The following is a 16,496-nucleotide window of genomic DNA, read 5'->3' as shown; positions in this document are numbered from 1 at the left end:
GGCCGTGGGGACCATCGGTACAGCCGTTGGCGCTAAGGACTTGATCTTGACCGGTGAACGGGTCCGGCCTGGCTGCGGCTAGCGGTGGTGCGGCGGGTGAGGCGGTGGTGGCGGGATGGTGGCTGTACTGGGTGCGGTGTCCGGCCAGACCAGCAGGACGGGGCAGGGGGCGTGGTCGACGATGAAGCGGCTGGCGGGGCCGAGGCTGCGGGGGCCGAGGTGGGTGCGGTCCCCGTCGCGGGCAAGGATGAGCAGGTCGGCGCCTTCTGCGGCGGCCACGACTTCCCGTTCGACACGGCCCGAGCGCTCTTGCCGGATACACGGGCGTCCCAGCCGCTCGGCCGCGCTGGCCAGGAGTTGTTCTGCTGAGGCGGCGGCCAGGTGTTCCACTGCGGTGCCGGGGTCGCGGTCGGGGCGTGCGCGGCCCAGCAGTCCGGCATAGGCACCGTGTGCGGCGCCCGGCACCTCGTGGCCGGTGACGTGCAGCAGCACCAAGTCGGCGTCTGCGGGCGCGTGGGTGCGCGCGGCATCGACGCAGGCGGGCCAGGTGCCCTCCACGATCCAGACGATGACGGTCACGGTGTTCAGCCTCCGATCGCTTGGAGTGAGACCCACAGTGCCACCACCGCGAGCAGCAGGGCGGCGGGCACGGCGAACAGGCCGAGCCGGGTGAACTCGCCCAGCTCCACGTCGGTGTCGTGTTCGCGCACGATGCGCCGCCACAGCAGGGTGGCCAGCGAGCCGGCGTAGGTGAGGTTCGGGCCGATGTTCACGCCGAGGAGGACGGCCAGGACGGCGCCCGGGCCGGTGGGGGCGGTCAGCGGCAGCAGCACCAGGACGGCGGGCAGGTTGTTGATGACGTTCGCCAGTAGGGCCGCGAGTGCTGCGATGGCGAGGAGGGCCGGGAGGCCGGTGCCGCTGGGAACCACGTGTCCCAGCGCGCCCGCGAGGCCGTTGTCGACCACCGCCCGGACCACAATGCCCAGGGCCAGCACGAAGGCGCAGAATGGCAGGGCCGCGGCCCGGACGATCGCCGTGGGGGTGGTGCGGCGCTGGGCCAGGGCACGGGCCGCCAGGACGGCCGCGCCCGCGGCCGCCGCCCAGGCCGGGTTGATGCCGACCGCCGAGGTCAGCACGAAGCCCACCAGGGTGCCCGCCACCGTGAGCAGGGCGAACAGCGGCAGTTCGCGGGGCTCGTCGGCGGGCGGGGCCTCGGCGCCCGCGTCCAGGTCGGTGGCGAAGAAGCGGCGGATCACCACGTACTCGGCACCGATCGCGACCAGCCAGGGCAGCGCCATCAGGGCGGCGAAGCGGGTGAAGGTCAGGCCGCTGGCGGCGAACGCCAGCAGGTTGGTGAGGTTGGAGACCGGCAGCAGCAGCGAGGCGGTGTTCGACAGGTGGGTGCAGGCGTAGACGTGCGGCTTCGCGCGGGCGCCGAGGCGGGCGGCGGTGGCGAACACCACCGGGGTCAGCAGCACCACTGTGGCGTCCAGGCTGAGCACCGCGGTGATCAGTGAGGCCGTCACGAAGACGAGGACGAGAAGGCGGCGGGGGCGGCCGGCCGCCCTGCGGGCCATCCAGGCGCCGCAGGCGTGGAACAGGCCTTCGTCGTCGCACAGCTGGGCCAGGACCAGGACGGCCGCGAGGAAGCCGATCACCGGGCCCAGCCGGGCGGCCTCGGCCGCCGCGTGGTCGAGGGAGATCGCGCCGGTGGCGATGACCACCCCGGCGGCGGGGACGGCCACGACCGCCTCCGGCCAGCCCCACGGCCGGATCACCGCACAGGCCAGCACCGCCAGGAGCAGGACGACGGACAGTGCTTCTGCGAGTGAGGCGTTCAGGGCCGGAGCCTTTCCGGGTGGAGTTTTGCTGGCGCGAGGAGTTCGTCATACACCTTCGCGCGTACGGTCGCGACGTCATCCACGGGGGGAGCCTGTGGCGTTCGGGTGGGGCTGGGTCTGGAGCCGGTCGCGCAGGTCGATCTCTTCGGGGGTGAGCGGGTCCTTGGGCCGGCGGATGCGGACGGGCTTGGGCCTGAGCGGCAGGTGGTCGTCCTCTGCTGTCTGCTCGGCTTCGGCGAGGACCCGGTAGAGGGAGGCGACCGACGGGGACTTACCCGCGTTCTTGCCGGTCTTGATGGTGAGCTTCTTCGCGATCTCGGGGACGGGGACGCCCTTGTCCTTCAGGGCGATGGCGAAGGTGAGCATGTCGTCGTCGATGACCTTCGGCCGTCCGCCGTGGTTGCCCTTGGCGGCAGCGGTGACCTGGCCATCGAGGGTCTTCTCCCGGATGTAGTTGCGTTCGATCTGGCTGGCGACGGCGAGTACGGCGAAGAACATGGCGCCCATGCCGTTGGGGCCGTAGATGCCGGTGAGCGGGCCGGTGAGGAGTTCGAGCTGGACGCCGCCGGCCTGGAGTTCGGCGGACAGCGTCATCAGCTCGGTGGCGTTGCGGGCGAGGCGCTTGAGTTCGTGGACGGTGAAGATGACCGGCGTCTCGGGCGCGGCTTCCTTGAACTGGTGGGCCAGTTTGGGCCTTCTCCAGCTCGGGCCGGACCTTGATGCGGGTGCTGATCTGGGAACTGGCTTCTCCCGAACTGGCCCGCACCATCGCAACCGCGGATTGACACTGCACGAAGCCCTGGGGGGCTTCGACGACAGATGGCCGTCCCGCGCACGCCCGACAGGATGGTCACCCAAGCCGGGCGCGCACGCCCGACAGGATGGTCACCCAAGCCGGGTAGAGCCGTCCGTCCTATTTGGTCCGCCATGGCCGGGAGGCTCATCGCTACCCGAGCGCAAGAGTCCAGTGCACGTCCCCCTCGCGATCCGCGCACGGTCGTCATCGACTCTGCCGCCGCCCTCGACCGCTACCGGGACTGGATCGGCAGCCACGGCAGCCTCCCCGGGGTGACGATCTCCCTCCCGGAGGAAACAGGTGACGGACACATGCAGCCGATCCGGACCTGGACGAAGGAGCACGGCGACCAGCCAGCCGCTGAGGAGACTCCCCCGATCCGTGATGGTCAGGACAACGGCAACTGGCCCAGTGCTCGGCCATGATCCGCGCGAGCATTCAACAGGGCAGCGATCTGCGTGTCGCCCCGGGAACAAAGCGCTGCACGCGCCGAAGGTATAGGGCAAGCCCCGCCTGCAAGAGGGCCCGTGGTTGCTGAACTTGGGGGCCGCGGGCCCTCTGCTGTTGCGATGTCGATGTCATGTGGGGGGCATTGACTGGCCGCTGCTTGCATCTCGCGAAATGGCTGGGTGGTTCGTCCTGACTCTGGCGAAGGTTCGGTGCCCGAAGCGGGCTCTCCCTTTGCTGCTGTCAACAGATGAATACACTGCTGGTCAAGATCCGCAGGTGCCCACTCCGACGTGTAGGGCATGCACAGTTTTGGTGTGCCTGCGGGTGAGTGTGCAGTTACGGGAACGGCGCACGGGCGGGACCGGTTCGCGCCGGCTGCTGCGCCGGAGGGGATCACGGGGTGAGTGAGACAGACGAAGCGCCCGCGTCACGCGGTCGGCTGCGCGGAGCGCTGCCGAGCAGCAGGCGCGGCCGGTTGTCGCTGATATCAGCGCTGGTGCTCGCGCTTGCGGGCACCGGGCTCGGTACGTGGGCGGCGGACACGTGGCCGTGGCCGAAGGACCGCTACTGCTGGGGCGCATGGGAGGAGGACAGCGGCCCGGACTTCCTCGGCGACGAGGCCTTCGGCGACGATGACGACGGGTCACGCACCGGCAAGGAGACGGCGCCCACCCGCGAGCGCCCGACCGGCAGCTGCGAGGTCGCCATCGCCAGCGACTACAAGAGTCGTTACGACGGCGACAAGGTATCCACCGACCAGCAGGTGACCGTCGAGTACGGCCCGGTTCCCAAGGCCGCGGAGGCCCGGCTCGCGATGGTCCTCGACGGTTTCCTGCGCGGCGACATGGTCCCGCTCCCGGACGGCCTGCCAGGCACGGTGAACGGGCGTGGTGGCCTGCTGGTGCTCCCGAAGTCCTGCGATACGCAGGACGGCCGGCCCACCGTCGTCACTATGGAGGCGTCCGGCACATACACCAGCGGCCCCTCGTACACCCAGAACGATCCGGCCGATCTGGGCGGCGCCCGTCAGGCGGCGGTGCTGCTCGTCGCGGCGGCCAACCGTGGGATGGCGGCGGCCGGTTGCGCGCCGGACGAGCCGCTGAGGGTCAGCTCGCCGCTCTACGACCTGCCGGGCGAACCGGAGGCAGTCTTCAGCACCTCTGACGACGTCTGCGGCATCCGCGGCCTGCACCTCGACACGGAGGACATCGAGGACCAGACCGGCGCGGTCACCCGCGACCTGCAAACGTGCAGCGTCCGTGGCGATCACGACGGCGTGCCGTACCTGGAGCTGGCGATGGTCGCGCAACCCCGGCTGGCCGCGGTGTTCGACGGCATCACGGGCGAACAACCCGCGGCCCGCGGCTGGCGCGGCACGGGCACCATCGGCGAGAAGCACGCGATCGTACGAGCGGACTGCGCCGGCCGGCCCGCCACGTTCCTGATGGGCGCCTCCACCGACCCCGGCCACCTCGCCGCCTTCGCCAACGCGGCCGCCGCCCGCCTGGGCTGCGCCCCCATTGCCCCCAAGGGAGCCGCCCGATGAGCAGCACTGCTGACGAGCCGAACCGATACGACCAGCCTCTGCCCGCCGATCGGGAACTGCTCAGCGAGCGGCGCCTGAGCCGGTGGCACTGGCGCAGACTGCTGCGCGGCCGGGTCCGGCCGCTGCTGGCCGCAGGTCTCGCCGGGGCGCTGCTCGGCGCCGGAGGCATGGCCTGGCAGACGCAGGCCGGACCGTTCGCGCCGGACGAGGTGTGCTGGGGCGCGCTGTCCCGCGATGACCTCGCCCCGACGTTCCGCAAGCCCGAGGACGTCAAGGCGGTCGAGGCACCCGTGCTGCACGGCGGGCGCTCCATGGACGGCCCCACCGGCAGTTGCCAGTTGACGAACAGCGACGGCGACGAATGGGCGCTCACCGCTCGGGTGCACCGGCTGGACGACCGGGCCGGCGACGACGACAAGTGGGCTGATGAGTTCCTCTCCGCCCGTCTCACCCCGCTCGGGGGCGGCCTTCTGGGCATGGCCTCGGACAACCGTGCCTGGCTCGCCGTCCCGGACGGCTGCCTGGGCCGCCCGGGCGACCTCGACGGGCCAACCGTCGTGGACATCGCCCAGGGCAGCTCGATCACCGACATGGAGCCGCTCACCAAGGAGCGGGACGCGATGGCCCGCATGGTCGTGAAGCTCGTCAACAAGGTCAGCGCGGACCTGGGCTGCACCGGCACGATCGCCGATCCGGTCGAACGCCTGCCGAAGGCCGCCCGCTATACCCGCACGGAGAAGCCAGACGCGCTCTGCGGCATCAAGGGGCTGAGCCTGGGCAAGAAGCGCAAGCCGGACAAGTACCCCATGATCACCGATGGGCACGGACCGGTGCGCACCTGTGACCGGGGCATCACGGGCTCGCAGCCGGAGCAGCGCCTGATGACCGTCGAGGACCCACGGCTCGCCGCGATCTTCACGAGGATGACGCTGCACGAGGGCGACCGGGTGGACTCCGCCGCTGGATACGGCGGCCTAGGCCCCAACCTCGGCGTCTTCCGGGCCCGTTGCCAGGCGGGCCCGACAGTGTTCCTCGTACAGGCCAACGAGGCCGAGATGAGCGCGGACCTGCGCACCCTCTTCCCCCGCTACGTCGAGGCCGAGGCAGCCCGCCTCGGCTGCGGCCCGCTGAACCTGAAACTGCCACAGCCGGGCGGGAGCCGCTGACTCCCGGCCGGACACTTGTCTCGGGCCCCGCTGGCCTGTGGTGGGCCGCTGCCGCTGTTCAGAACAGGGTGTCCTGCTCCGGTTCGTCACGGGGCAGCGGCCCGACAACCTCTCCCCTCCACTTCGCCTCCAGGTACCTGCGCCAGCCCATCGGCGGAGGCCAGGGGATCCCACTCGGCGACGTCCGTGATCGGGATGCCGTTGCTCAGGCAGTTCGACGCGTAGAAGTGGCGGTTGCCGTACAGGACCATGCCATCCGGGATGTCCACCTCCCCCGATGTCCTGATCCGCTTCCACTGGTTGTCCATCCCCCAATGCCGATACGGCTTGCGAGGGTCGGTCGGCTGACGCAGCAGGTAACCGTCAAACGTGCCGTACTTCTCGGCGTACCACTCGATCGTCTCCCCGATGCGAGCGGGAAGGGGCACATCGCGGTACTCCCCCGCCTTCCTATGCTTGAGCGGCCATACCGGCGCCTGGATGAAGGCGTGGTCACCCGCGGTCCGTATCGCTCGAACCTGTTCGAGAGACGGGATCACCGCCCGAGCCGGGTCGCACTGCGGCGGCTTGACGCCATCCAACGGGTTGTCGGAGAAGATGCCGCGGCATGACGCGGTGTTGTCCACCTGGTGCAAGAGTTCAAGGCGTGTCAGTCCGTCACCGGGGAAGGCGGTGAAGGCCCAGTCCGTGAGCGCCTGCAGTGCTCTGTGCGCGAGAACCGGCTCCGGCACAACTTCTGTGACGCCATCACCGTCCGTCACGACAACAGGACTCGCTTCCGGCGGAGTTGGAAGCCGGCGCGGCCGGACATCTGTGCCGGGGCACGGCCGGCGCCGGTGGTTCGGCGCCTGCCCATGGACTCGGCCCTGGCCTGGGCCGCTTCCAACTCCTGGGCTGTCCGGCTGAGTACGCGTACTCAGGTGCCGTCTGCCGGACTCCTCCATGCTGGGGCGCGAACGCCGGACCGTCTCAGAGGGACATACGCATGGACCACGCCCTGCAGCTGCGCACTGCCACGCCTCGGGATCACGACTGGATCCACGAACTGCGCCACCGCGTCTACGCGGAGGAGCTCGGCCAGCATCCGGTGGATCCGTCGGGGAGGCTGAGTGACGCACTCGACGGCGACAACGTCTATCTCGTGGCCGCGCGCGGCGAGACGCGGATCGGCTTCGTCAGCCTCACCCCGCCGTGGGTCGGCCGCTACTCCCTCGACAAGTACCTGACGCGCGAGGAGCTGCCGGTCCTGACCGAGGAGGCGCCGTTCGAGATCCGCGTCCTGACCGTCGAGGAGCACTGGCGGTCCACCGCGGCGGCGCCCCTCCTCATGTACGCGGCGCTGCGCTGGGTCGCGGCGCGGGGCGGCCGCCGGGTGGTGGCGATGGGACGCACGGAGCTGCTCGACATGTACCTCGCCGCCGGCCTGCGGCCGGTGGGGCGCACGGTCCGCTCGGGCGCGGTCTCGTTCGAGGTCCTCAGCGGCTCCGTGGCCGAGCTGACGAGGACGGTCGCGGAGCGCCACGGCCGGATCCTGGAGCGGCTGCGGACGGGCCTCGACTGGCAGCTCGACGTGCCCTTCGCGCCGCGTGCGGACGGCTGTGAGCACGGCGGGGCGTTCTTCTCGGCGATCGGCACCGACTTCCGGACCCTGACCCGCCGTCACGAGGTGGTCGCGGCGGATGTGCTGGACGCCTGGTTCCCGCCGTCCCCAGGGGTCCGCGCGGTCCTCTCGGAGGATCCGGGGTGGGCGGCCCGGACCTCGCCGCCGACGGGCGCGGAGGGACTGCTCGCGGAGATCGCCCGGGTCCGCGGGCTGCCGGTGGAGTCGCTGGTCGTCGGGGCGGGCTCGTCCGATCTGATCTTCCGCGCGTTCGGCCGGTGGCTGACGCCGGGGAGCCGGGTGCTCCTGCTCGATCCGGGCTATGGGGAGTACGCCCATGTCACCGAGCGTGTGATCGGCTGCCGGGTCGACCGGCTCCAGCTGCGCCGGGAGGACGGTTGGCTGCTCGACCCGGCCCGGCTCGCCACCGCGACCGGCGACGGACGGTACGACCTCGTGGTCGTGGTCAACCCGAACAACCCGACCGGCCGCCACGCCCCGGCCGACGCGCTGCGCGCGGTGATCGAGGCCTCGCCCGTGCGGACCCGGTGGTGGATCGACGAGGCGTACCTGGGGTATGTCGATCCGGCGGACTCGCTTGCCCAGCTCGCCTCGGTCGACGCCCGGGTCGTGGTCTGCACCTCGCTGTCGAAGATGTACGCGCTGTCGGGGATGCGGGCCGCGTACCTGGTGGCCGGTCCGGAGACGGCCGGGGAGCTGCGGCGCTGGACGCCACCGTGGCCCGTGAGCCTGCCGGCCCAGCTGGCCGCCGTGACGGCGCTGCGCGACCCTGCCTACTACGCGGAGCGCTGGGCCCGCACCTCTGTGCTGCGCCAGCAACTGGCGTACGACCTTGAGGAGTTGGACGGGTTCTCCTCGGTCGACGAGGGGGTGGCGAACTTCCTCACGGTGACCCTGCCGCCGGACGGACCGAGCGCGGCGCGGCTGGTGCGCGAGTGCCGGCGGCACGACGTGTTCCTGCGTGACCTGTCGCCGATGTCCCCGGCGTACGAGGGGCGGACCGTCCGGATCGCCGTCCGCGACACGGCGGAGAACGCGTGGATCGTGGCGGCGTGCCAGAGCGCCCTGGACGCGCTGCGCACGCCGGCCGCAGTGGTGTCGGGCGCGCCGGGACGGGTCTCCCGGTGACGACGGTCGCCGGTCTCGTGCCGTACCTCGGCGGGGCACTGGCGGTCGGAGGCGTCGCGGTGGCGGCGACCCGGCGCCGTGAACTGATGGTCCGCTGGTGCGTGTGGGCGCTCGGAGTGCCCCTGGTGACCGCCGCGTTCTGGCTCGGTCCGCCGGGGATCGCGGTGCTCGCGGCCGTGGTCGGTGTGGTCGCGGTGGCGGAGTTCGGCGGGCTGCTCCGGCTGGGGCCGGTGGACCGGGCGGTGCTGGACGCGGCGATCGTCGGACTCGTCCTCACCGCCTGGCTGGCCCCCGGGGAGGTGCTCCGGGTGGCGGCGGCCGGGGCGCTTGCGATTGCCGGGGTGCCGTTGCTCTCGGGCGACGCGGAGCACGGGCTCCGCCGCCTCGGGGCGGGCCTGCTGGGGCTCGTGTGGCTGGGCGCCCTGGCCGGCCTCGTATCGTCCGGCGCCCTCGGCCTCGTCCTGTTCGTGGCCGTGTCGATCGCCGACATCGCCGCGTACGCGGCAGGTCGCCGTCTCGGCGGCCCCCGGCTCTCTCCGCTGTCGCCTGCCAAGCGGTGGAGCGGCACGCTGGCCGGGGCCGCGGCCGGTCTCGTCACGCTGGCCGTGCTGTCCTCCCTGACGTGGCAGACGGCGGTGGCCGTGGCGGTCGGCGGCCCGCTCGGGGACCTGCTGGAGTCGATGGTCAAGCGGGGCGCCGGCGCCAAGGACGCCGGCCGGTGGCTGCCTGGCTCCGGCGGCATCCTCGACCGGGTCGACTCCCTCCTCGTCGCTCTGGCGGTGCTGTTGGTGCTGGGGTGAGCCACGCGGTGGTGGCTTCATACGCGGCAGGCGGCGTTGGCTCAACTTCGGTGACGCGGCTGCTCTGAGGGACAGTCAGCACCAGCTGGACATCTCGCTCCATGCCACCTCCTCCCTAGGCGCTCAGGATAGATCCACTTCCGGATCGGCCCGGAATGCCGGCCCTCGACCTCGGTGCGGGTCTCGGTCCTCTCGCCCCGCTCGGCACCGATGCGGGCGGTCGCCTCGGCCTCGATCAGTTCCTGCGGCAGCCGCTCGGCGACCTCGGGGGCGAGTTCTCGACCATCTGCCGAACGTAGTGACTCGAGCAGGCGAAGCAGGTCATGCTGGGACGAGGCCACCGGGCCCCCTCCCCCCTTGGACGGAACTGGCAGTTCATCGATGACAGTTGCACGGTGTCCTGCGCTGTTCTCAGGGAGCGTTCACCGGCAGTCGATGCACGCGAGGGCACGGAAACGGCGCGATTGCCAGCCAAGATCCGTGACACCGCGTGACTGGACGCCGTCCATGTGGCCGGTTTGCCGCCAGACGGGCGTGACAGCATGCGGCCATGCCTTATCCCCACCCCGACGGCGATTACGCGATCACCGCGATGTACTCCGTACCTGATGACGCCTGGTACTTGGAACTGGACCTCGTTGCCGAGCAGCGAAACCTTGTGACCGCGATCGTCCCCGACGAGGACCCCGCGCGGGAGCCGACGGTGTGTTTCAACCCTCATGGGCGGCACCTGGACGTCCCGTACGAGGTCATGCGCTGGTTCATGGACCAGGTCGAGAAGGAGATCCGCACGTCCCGCGCCTGGATGCGGCTGCGACCCGAGCTTGTCGAGGTCATTCACCGATTGCGCCAGGAGTACCTCGGCGTCATCGACGATGACGACTTTCCTCATGTCCTGGCGGAGGTGCGTACCGCAGTTCCCGAGGCGGACCTCGCCACCGTTCTTGAGGCAGCCTTCGGGCGGAAGCCCGATGGCACCACCATGAACCAAGGACAAGAGCTCCGGCCGCCGGATGGCCAAGGAGACAGAGCCTGATACGCAAGTCAGAAATCGTGTCCTGAGGTGGTTGAGGAGAGAGCGCGGTCACGTCGACCGGACGCGGGCGAGGTGGAGAGACTCATGTCGGCTTCCGGCGTGCCGGTCACTGGACCAGCTCGATGTGGGGGTGGGACGGGTCGGCCGGGCAGGCGTGGAGCTGGAGGTTGTAGCCGCCGACGATGTCGATCAAGGTGAAGTTGCCGTCCTGGGCGCCCAGGGGAGGTGGGGCCGGGTTCGTCGGTTCCTCCTCGGGGCTCCAGGACTTGCTGATGCCGTCCCATTCCGATGAGGCGATGGTGAGGAGCGGGACCTCCTCGGTGCCGCACTCGGGGCAGGGGCGGTCGACGGGGTCGGTGGGGTCCCAGCGGGTCCAGCCGCCGGTCTTCCAGCCGGGGGCGGTGGAGAGGTTGCCCAGGTAGAGCTCGCCCGGGTCATACGCGTACGTGTTGTACCGCGGGGTCGATCGTCTCCCAGCGGCTGAAGTCGTCCAACCGGTCCCGGAGTTCCTTGTCCAGCTCCCTGGGGTGGGGGTATTCAGTGACCTGCTCCGGTGAGAACAGGCACGGCTCCGGGAGGTAGTACTTGGACTGGATGACCGCCGCCCGAGCCGCCAGCCAGGCCGGGCCGAACACCGGAGGCAACTGCCGCCAGGTGCATCCGGTCGTCGCGACGAACACGACCGCCGCCAGCACCTCACGATCCCCCGCCCGACGCCGCCCGCCACCCTGCGGGCGTATGACCGCCTTCTCCGGCACCACACGCCGGAACAACACCCACAACTCCTCCGGCACCAACCGCACGATCAAACTCGTCATGCGCAGCACAACGACCCCAACGGTCCAAAGGAGACGATGTCTTACCAGGCCGGGCGGGGGTCCCGGAGCTCCGACGGGGTCTGCTCGGGCAGTTGCTGGCGAATGTCAGTGCGCAGCAGCATCCCAGGGTCCGGCGGGAACTGGTCGGTCGGCGGTGCAGGCCGGTGGAACCGCTCCGTGCGCGGCAACGGCACCTCCACCAGCTTGCCGTCGTACAGCATCCATAGGCCAAAGCAGTCGTCGTCCTGGTCGCGGATCAGCACCTGCACCCCGCCCGGATGCGGCCAAGGCAGCGACTCCAGATCCTTGAGGAGCCCGGACCGTCCCCGCGCCTTGTCGAACTCGATCGCCCAGCCGTAGCCGAACCCGCCCTCCTGGGCCTGCACCGGTTCGAACCGCCCCCGCCAGCTGCGCCCGGGTTCTTCTCGGGTCAGCGGTTCCATCACAGCGTCACAGTAGGGGGCCAGCACGATGACGTCCGCGGCTCTGCTCATGGCGAGATGGGACCACGCACCGTGCCCGCCCGGCAACCGGCGCTACCAACACAAGCCCGAGCACCTCCCCGCCTTCACCACCAGCCTCATCAACTGCCGCCGACTCACCAAGTGAAACGACGTCTTAACCTCACGTCGCTGCGGAATGCTTGCCGGTGGGGAAAATGCGGTGCGTGCTGGCACCACGCTGGGCAGACTCGCTGACATGACTGAGAAGATCACCCGCATCAACCCCGAGCAGCTGCATGAGACACCCGGCTACCACCACATCACCGTGGTGGAGGCAGGCCGTACCGCCTATCTGGCGGGTCAGTGCCCGCTTGATCGGAATGGCGGCCTCGTCGGTTCCGGTTCCCTCGAGACGCAGGTCGACCAGGTTGTCGCGAACGCGCTCACTGCCCTGGCAGCGGTGAGTGCCCAGCCTGAACATGTGGTGCGGTCAGTGATCTACGTGCGGAGCGATGAGAGGGACATTCTCGGAGCCGCATGGCGTCGGCTCAGCGAGTCTGCCCTGGGTCCGGCGTTCACCACCGCCAGCACGCTCTTGGGCGTCGCCCAGCTGGGCTTTCCGGGACAACTCGTCGAGGTGGATCTCACCGTGGCGCTGCTTGACTGACTTCGAACGGCGTATCGAACTGGGTAGGTCAGCTGGGCATTCGCGGGACGCTGGGAGGTGCGATGCCTCCGGGCCACCCGAGCTCTCACGCGGCGTCGGCGTCTGCCCCGTGGTCAGGGCCTGGGGCGACGGTGGGGTCGCCGGTGGCGGGGAGGGGCGGCCGGGCAACGGGGGCCTGATTCATCGGCGTGTGCTGCGGGTCGACGTGGAGACGGGCGGCGTTGATGAACTCAAGACGGGTGGCTTCCATTTGGTCTCTGGCTTGACCCCAGGTCTGCTCGCCGGTTGCGGTCTGTCGGATGAACCGGTCGCTGTAATCCCAGAACACCTTGTCCATGCGCGCCGCCGCCTCGACCACCGCCGGACTGCCGACGAGCCAGATCGTTCCCAGGGCCACATTCCAGGGCACCCAGTCCACGGAGTCACCGTGCGTCCACGCACGGCGAAGAGCGAGCTGAATCCGGGTGGATTCGGCAACGATCGCCGAGCAAGCCTCGATCTGCTTGTCGCGTAACCAGTGCATGCGGTTGGTGCGGCTGGTGAGGAGTGAGCCGGCCACAACGCCGATCAGCGTGGCGGCGGCACCGCCGACCGTAGTGATGGTCGTCGCCCAGTCCAATGACATCCGGTCCCCCTCGCGGCTGCCGACTTTGCTGCTCTCTGCCCGGACATGTGGCGCCGGCATGCCGGGGCTTGGGTGCAGGAGTGCCGTTTCAGCCACCAGCCGAGGCAAGGCGACCGAGGCCCTCGTGGAGGTCCTCGGTCGCCTCCCGGTGCTGCTGGCTGCGGAAGAGCAGCAGCCGGTGCGCCCGCCGACGCCATGATGGTCACCCAGGGCAGCTGACTGCTCAGGCGGCCGCTCCTCTGTCGACCTGGGCAACCCCATGCCGTGGTGCTCATCGGCACCCTCGCCGACGCCGGGAAGCTCTACACCGGTACCTGGCCGTGGCGCCAGGATGTCCGGTTGTGCCAGCGGCGCCTCAGCGCCGGGCTGATGTCTACTTCGGTGCGTCCTCGTCCTTGACCGGGAGTGTGTTGTCGGCCGTGGCCGGGAGCTGGATGGGATCGGGCTGGTGGTCGTACCAGGCGTACGACCACTCGTGACGCACCCTCATCTCGTTGGCCCACGGGAACACCTGGCCGGCCAGGACCTGGATGGAACTGGTGAAGGCCTCCACTGCAGCCTTTACGCGCTCGAAACGGACGTTCTTGCGCAGGCCGACGGGTACGCGGAACTCGAACGTGATGCGCAGGACTCGAGGCGATTCGTATGACTCCGCCATGGATACCCCCTCTAGATCAGCGACAGCCCTCATTATCCCCCTTTCGGGGAGGTTGGAAGATCTCGCCGAGAACTCTCAATCTCGTCGGTGAGGTGCAGCAGGGCAGGGTCTGCGGCAACCAGGACTTGAGCTGTTGATGGCCTGTGAACGCGACTTGACCACCGAGGACTTGGCCGAGCGCGGCATACACCGTGTCCATACCGCCCGTCCCGAGCCGCCCATGACTCGACAGGGGCCCATGCGGCGGGGATCGCCAGAGTGCACCGGCTGGACACAAGGCTCCTCAAACAGGATCAGCGGCTCGCGTATCAGCCGGGTGGGGGTGCTGCATGCTATCGAGCAATCCCGCTCGTACACCCGCCTCGGGCCGCACAAGCCGGGCCTGGTTCGTTCACCCTTCGGGTACGTGGGGGCAGGCCTCGCGTTGATGGGGATTCTTGAAAACGGCTCTGGATGCACCGTCGGCCGTGCTCCGTCGAGTCGATCCATCACCAATGGGCGGTCAGAACCGCTCAGTTGGCCACTTTGAGCGTCACAGTCGGCCTCGGGGTGGAGCCCTCTTCGTCGCCCGGATCAGTGCGCCTGGCGGCGCCAGGTGGAGGGGCTGACGCCTCGGATGCGCTTGAACGCCACGCTGAAGGCGAAGGGGTCTTCGTAGCCGACTTCGTGGGCAACGGCGGCGACGGTCGTCTCGGTGTCCCGGAGCAGGTCCGCCGCCACGCTCATCCGCCAGCCGGTGAGATAGGTGAGCGGAGGTTCGCCGACCAGTGCGGTGAAGCGGGCTGCGAACGCCGCACGCGACATGCCGACCCGGGTGGCCAGCTCTGCGACCGTCCACCGACGGGCAGGGTCCTCGTGCAGCAGGCGTACCGCCTCGCCGATGGCCGGATCGGACAGCGCCTGGTACCAGGCGGGCGCCGTCTGTGCTCCGGCGCACCAGCTCCGCAACGCCTGCACGAGCACGAGGTCCAGCAGCCGGCCGAGCACGGCGTCCTGACCGGGTTCGTCGTGGGTGGCCTCGGTGGCGAGCAGGTCCAGTGCCGCGCGGGTCGCAGGCCCGGCGGGTACGACCGCCAGCGGTGGCAGCATGCCGAGCAGGCGGTCGCTGACAGCGCCGTGGACGTCGTATGCGCCGCGGAGCATGATCGTGGCCCCGGGCCGACCATCGCCGTATGTACGGGGAGCCAGGTTCCGCTGCATGTCAGGCGTTTCCGCCACCCCGTCGACCCAGTATTTCCTGCGCCCGTGGATCACGGCCTGAGGCGGGGTGCAGGGGTCGTCGGCGATCGTGTACGAGCCGGGGCCTGTGATGAGGGCGATGTCGCCTGCGGTGAGACGGACGGGTGCGGTGCCTGCGTCGTCGATCCGCACCGACGCATGGCCGACGAGCGTGGTCACGACGGTGAGAGGTGGCGGATCGGTGAAGGCCAGCGACCACGGAGGACGCTGGATCAGTTGCCTGACCAACGCATTCCTGGCCCGGGCCCGATGCAGCAGATCACTGAGGACGTCCACGCCGACACGCTAGACGCTCACAAAGGAATCAGCGACGGGCTCCCATGGATCGTCCACGCGGTCCTCAGGTTGGCTGGACGGCATGAAGACCATCCTTGTCCTCGGCGGCACCGGCAAGACCGGCAGCCGCATCGCCCGGCGCCTCGAAGTCGCCGGCCTGCCGGTCCGCACGGCATCCCGAACCGGCGGCGACGCCCGTTTCGACCTGGACGACCCGGCCACCTGGACGCCCGCGCTTCGTGGTGTCACCGCCGCCTACCTCGTGGAGCCCAGCCTGTCAGCGAGCACGGATCACCAGGCGCGCATCCCCCGGTTGGTGACCGAGGCCGTCACCGCCGGTGTGCGCCGCCTGGTGCTGATTTCCGCCCCACGCGCGGGTGAAGACGGACATCCCCTGCACGCCGCCGAGCAGGCCGTGCGCGGCTCCGGCGTCGACTGGACCATCCTGCGCCCCCAGTGGTTCGCGCAGAACTTCAGCGAGGGCCCCTGGCGGACCGGGATCCTCGCCGGGACGCTGGCCCTGCCCACCGGTGAGGGGCGCACACCGTTCGTCGACGCGGAGGACATCGCAGAGGTCGCCGTGGCGGCGCTGACGGAGGACCGCCACGGCGGCCAGGTCTACGACTTGACCGGCCCGCGGCCGATCAGCTTCGGTGAGGCGGCCGGCCTCATCGCCCGGGCCACCGGCCGTACGATCCGCCACGTCGACGTCGATCCAGAGGTCTTCGTCGAGCGACAGGTCGCTGTCGGCGCCTCACCCGACGTCGCCCGATTTCTCACGCGGCTCCTGGTGGCCATCGGCAACGGCTCGGAGGCCGCGATCTCGGACGGCGTGGAACGAGCCCTTGGCCGACCCCCGAGAACTTTCGAGACCTTCGTCACCGAGACCGCCGCCGCGGGCCACTGGAACTGACGTTCCCTCAATGCCGAGCAGGACGGCGTGAGCGCCAAAGTGGCCAACCGAAGCGTTCACAGCCGGAACGACGAGCCATCGCGATCGCCTCGAACGCTCCGTTCTCGGAGTGGAAGCAGACCATCACCGATGCCCGTCTCTGCACGGCGATCGTCGACCGGGTCACGTGCAACGCGCACATCGTCGAGACGGGCACGCAGTCCCACCGGTTCGCGCAGAGCCAGCGGAAACGCCGCCGCCGGCCTGCACCGACAACTGCGGCCGGCCTCCCCTTCGGGACGCCGGCCGCAGCCGCCGCGGGCCCGGCCGCCAAGGCCCAGTACGGGCCGCACCATCGCCCGTTCCCACGATCGGCTGGGGCATGAACGCCCGCCGTAACGCACGCGACTACGAACGCCTTCCCCACACCCCGAATCCCACCTGAACTGATCGCTCATCACCATGATGACCCGGCGCCTGACCCGCAAGAGTCC

Annotated in this window: 15 protein-coding genes and 2 pseudogenes; 8 read left to right on the top strand and 9 right to left on the bottom strand. The window is 70.1% G+C overall.

Annotation, left to right across the window (positions count from 1 at the left end):
• Window positions 1-78: 78 nt before the first annotated feature.
• The 3 genes from ABZ865_RS29755 to ABZ865_RS29745 all read right to left on the bottom strand — a co-directional run bounded on the left by ABZ865_RS29755 (window position 79) and on the right by ABZ865_RS29745 (window position 2,615).
• A complete protein-coding gene (locus ABZ865_RS29755) occupies window positions 79-579 on the bottom strand; it encodes a universal stress protein (RefSeq protein WP_361236916.1) in 501 nt (166 codons plus the stop codon).
• Between the two features lie 5 nt (window positions 580-584).
• Window positions 585-1,841 carry an SLC13 family permease gene (locus ABZ865_RS29750; protein ID WP_361237304.1) on the bottom strand — a complete coding sequence of 419 codons (1,257 nt, stop codon included), beginning with the start codon at window positions 1,839-1,841 and terminating at the stop codon, window positions 585-587.
• Between the two features lie 75 nt (window positions 1,842-1,916).
• Window positions 1,917-2,615, bottom strand: coding sequence for a recombinase family protein (locus ABZ865_RS29745; RefSeq protein ID WP_361236913.1), 699 nt, complete (start codon window positions 2,613-2,615; stop codon window positions 1,917-1,919).
• Between the two features lie 872 nt (window positions 2,616-3,487).
• Here ABZ865_RS29745 and ABZ865_RS29740 point away from each other — a divergent pair.
• Window positions 3,488-4,633 (top strand): hypothetical protein, encoded by a 1,146-nt coding sequence (locus tag ABZ865_RS29740; protein WP_361236910.1) that lies wholly within the window; start codon window positions 3,488-3,490, stop codon window positions 4,631-4,633.
• On the top strand, window positions 4,630-5,799 hold the full coding sequence (locus tag ABZ865_RS29735; RefSeq protein ID WP_361236907.1) for a hypothetical protein: 1,170 nt from the start codon (window positions 4,630-4,632) through the stop codon (window positions 5,797-5,799). Before ABZ865_RS29740 ends, ABZ865_RS29735 begins: the two co-directional genes overlap by 4 nt.
• A gap of 602 nt (window positions 5,800-6,401) precedes the next feature.
• Here ABZ865_RS29735 and ABZ865_RS29730 read toward each other — a convergent pair.
• Window positions 6,402-6,515 (bottom strand): annotated as a pseudogene (locus ABZ865_RS29730) (GNAT family N-acetyltransferase); the annotation flags it as partial.
• Window positions 6,516-6,784: 269 nt separating this feature from the next.
• Here ABZ865_RS29730 and ABZ865_RS29725 point away from each other — a divergent pair.
• The 3 genes from ABZ865_RS29725 (at window position 6,785) to ABZ865_RS29715 (ending at window position 10,384) form a co-directional block, all read left to right on the top strand.
• The gene (locus ABZ865_RS29725) at window positions 6,785-8,548 is read left to right on the top strand and encodes a histidinol-phosphate transaminase (protein ID WP_361236904.1); all 1,764 of its coding nucleotides are present in this window, start codon (window positions 6,785-6,787) and stop codon (window positions 8,546-8,548) included.
• Window positions 8,545-9,348, top strand: coding sequence for a phosphatidate cytidylyltransferase (locus ABZ865_RS29720; protein ID WP_361236901.1), 804 nt, complete (start codon window positions 8,545-8,547; stop codon window positions 9,346-9,348). Before ABZ865_RS29725 ends, ABZ865_RS29720 begins: the two co-directional genes overlap by 4 nt.
• A 550-nt stretch (window positions 9,349-9,898) precedes the next feature.
• Window positions 9,899-10,384 (top strand): hypothetical protein, encoded by a 486-nt coding sequence (locus tag ABZ865_RS29715; RefSeq protein WP_361236898.1) that lies wholly within the window; start codon window positions 9,899-9,901, stop codon window positions 10,382-10,384.
• 608 nt (window positions 10,385-10,992) lie between these two features.
• On the opposite strand, the pseudogene ABZ865_RS29710 reads toward ABZ865_RS29715, so the two are convergent.
• Both ABZ865_RS29710 and ABZ865_RS29705 read right to left on the bottom strand, forming a co-directional pair.
• Window positions 10,993-11,202 (bottom strand): annotated as a pseudogene (locus tag ABZ865_RS29710) (transposase); the annotation flags it as partial.
• 41 nt (window positions 11,203-11,243) lie between these two features.
• The gene (locus ABZ865_RS29705) at window positions 11,244-11,696 is read right to left on the bottom strand and encodes a hypothetical protein (RefSeq protein ID WP_361236895.1); all 453 of its coding nucleotides are present in this window, start codon (window positions 11,694-11,696) and stop codon (window positions 11,244-11,246) included.
• 205 nt (window positions 11,697-11,901) lie between these two features.
• On the opposite strand from ABZ865_RS29705, the gene ABZ865_RS29700 reads away from it, so the two are divergent.
• Window positions 11,902-12,312 (top strand): RidA family protein, encoded by a 411-nt coding sequence (locus ABZ865_RS29700; RefSeq protein ID WP_361236892.1) that lies wholly within the window; start codon window positions 11,902-11,904, stop codon window positions 12,310-12,312.
• An 85-nt stretch (window positions 12,313-12,397) separates the two neighbouring features.
• Here the strand turns inward: ABZ865_RS29700 and ABZ865_RS29695 are convergent, their stop codons facing one another.
• From ABZ865_RS29695 to ABZ865_RS29685, 3 genes are all read right to left on the bottom strand, one after another.
• On the bottom strand, window positions 12,398-12,937 hold the full coding sequence (locus tag ABZ865_RS29695) for a hypothetical protein (RefSeq protein ID WP_361236889.1): 540 nt from the start codon (window positions 12,935-12,937) through the stop codon (window positions 12,398-12,400).
• Between the two features lie 373 nt (window positions 12,938-13,310).
• Complete coding sequence (locus ABZ865_RS29690; protein ID WP_361236886.1) at window positions 13,311-13,595, bottom strand: hypothetical protein; 285 nt, start codon at window positions 13,593-13,595, stop codon at window positions 13,311-13,313.
• Between the two features lie 573 nt (window positions 13,596-14,168).
• A complete protein-coding gene (locus tag ABZ865_RS29685; protein ID WP_361236883.1) occupies window positions 14,169-15,110 on the bottom strand; it encodes an AraC family transcriptional regulator in 942 nt (313 codons plus the stop codon).
• Between the two features lie 82 nt (window positions 15,111-15,192).
• On the opposite strand from ABZ865_RS29685, the gene ABZ865_RS29680 reads away from it, so the two are divergent.
• Window positions 15,193-16,023 (top strand): NAD(P)H-binding protein, encoded by an 831-nt coding sequence (locus ABZ865_RS29680; RefSeq protein ID WP_361236881.1) that lies wholly within the window; start codon window positions 15,193-15,195, stop codon window positions 16,021-16,023.
• Window positions 16,014-16,388 (top strand): ATP-binding protein, encoded by a 375-nt coding sequence (locus ABZ865_RS29675; protein WP_361237301.1) that lies wholly within the window; start codon window positions 16,014-16,016, stop codon window positions 16,386-16,388. The genes ABZ865_RS29680 and ABZ865_RS29675 overlap by 10 nt, the downstream gene beginning before the upstream one ends.
• Window positions 16,389-16,496 lie beyond the last annotated feature (108 nt).

Source organism: Streptomyces sp. NPDC047085 (assembly GCF_040643735.1).
In the GTDB taxonomy this organism is placed as follows: Bacteria; Actinomycetota; Actinomycetes; order Streptomycetales; family Streptomycetaceae; genus Streptomyces.
Note: the sequence above shows the minus strand (reverse complement) of the source record. Positions and strands in the feature narration are given on the sequence as shown.

Coding starts and splice junctions, on each gene's coding strand:
- ABZ865_RS29735 (WP_361236907.1), top strand. CDS start 4,630: ATGAGCAGCACTGCTGACGAGCCGAACCGATACGACCAGCCTCTGCCC.
- ABZ865_RS29700 (WP_361236892.1), top strand. CDS start 11,902: ATGACTGAGAAGATCACCCGCATCAACCCCGAGCAGCTGCATGAGACA.
- ABZ865_RS29695 (WP_361236889.1), bottom strand. CDS start 12,937: ATGTCATTGGACTGGGCGACGACCATCACTACGGTCGGCGGTGCCGCC.
- ABZ865_RS29690 (WP_361236886.1), bottom strand. CDS start 13,595: ATGGCGGAGTCATACGAATCGCCTCGAGTCCTGCGCATCACGTTCGAG.
- ABZ865_RS29725 (WP_361236904.1), top strand. CDS start 6,785: ATGGACCACGCCCTGCAGCTGCGCACTGCCACGCCTCGGGATCACGAC.
- ABZ865_RS29715 (WP_361236898.1), top strand. CDS start 9,899: ATGCCTTATCCCCACCCCGACGGCGATTACGCGATCACCGCGATGTAC.
- ABZ865_RS29705 (WP_361236895.1), bottom strand. CDS start 11,696: ATGAGCAGAGCCGCGGACGTCATCGTGCTGGCCCCCTACTGTGACGCT.
- ABZ865_RS29680 (WP_361236881.1), top strand. CDS start 15,193: ATGAAGACCATCCTTGTCCTCGGCGGCACCGGCAAGACCGGCAGCCGC.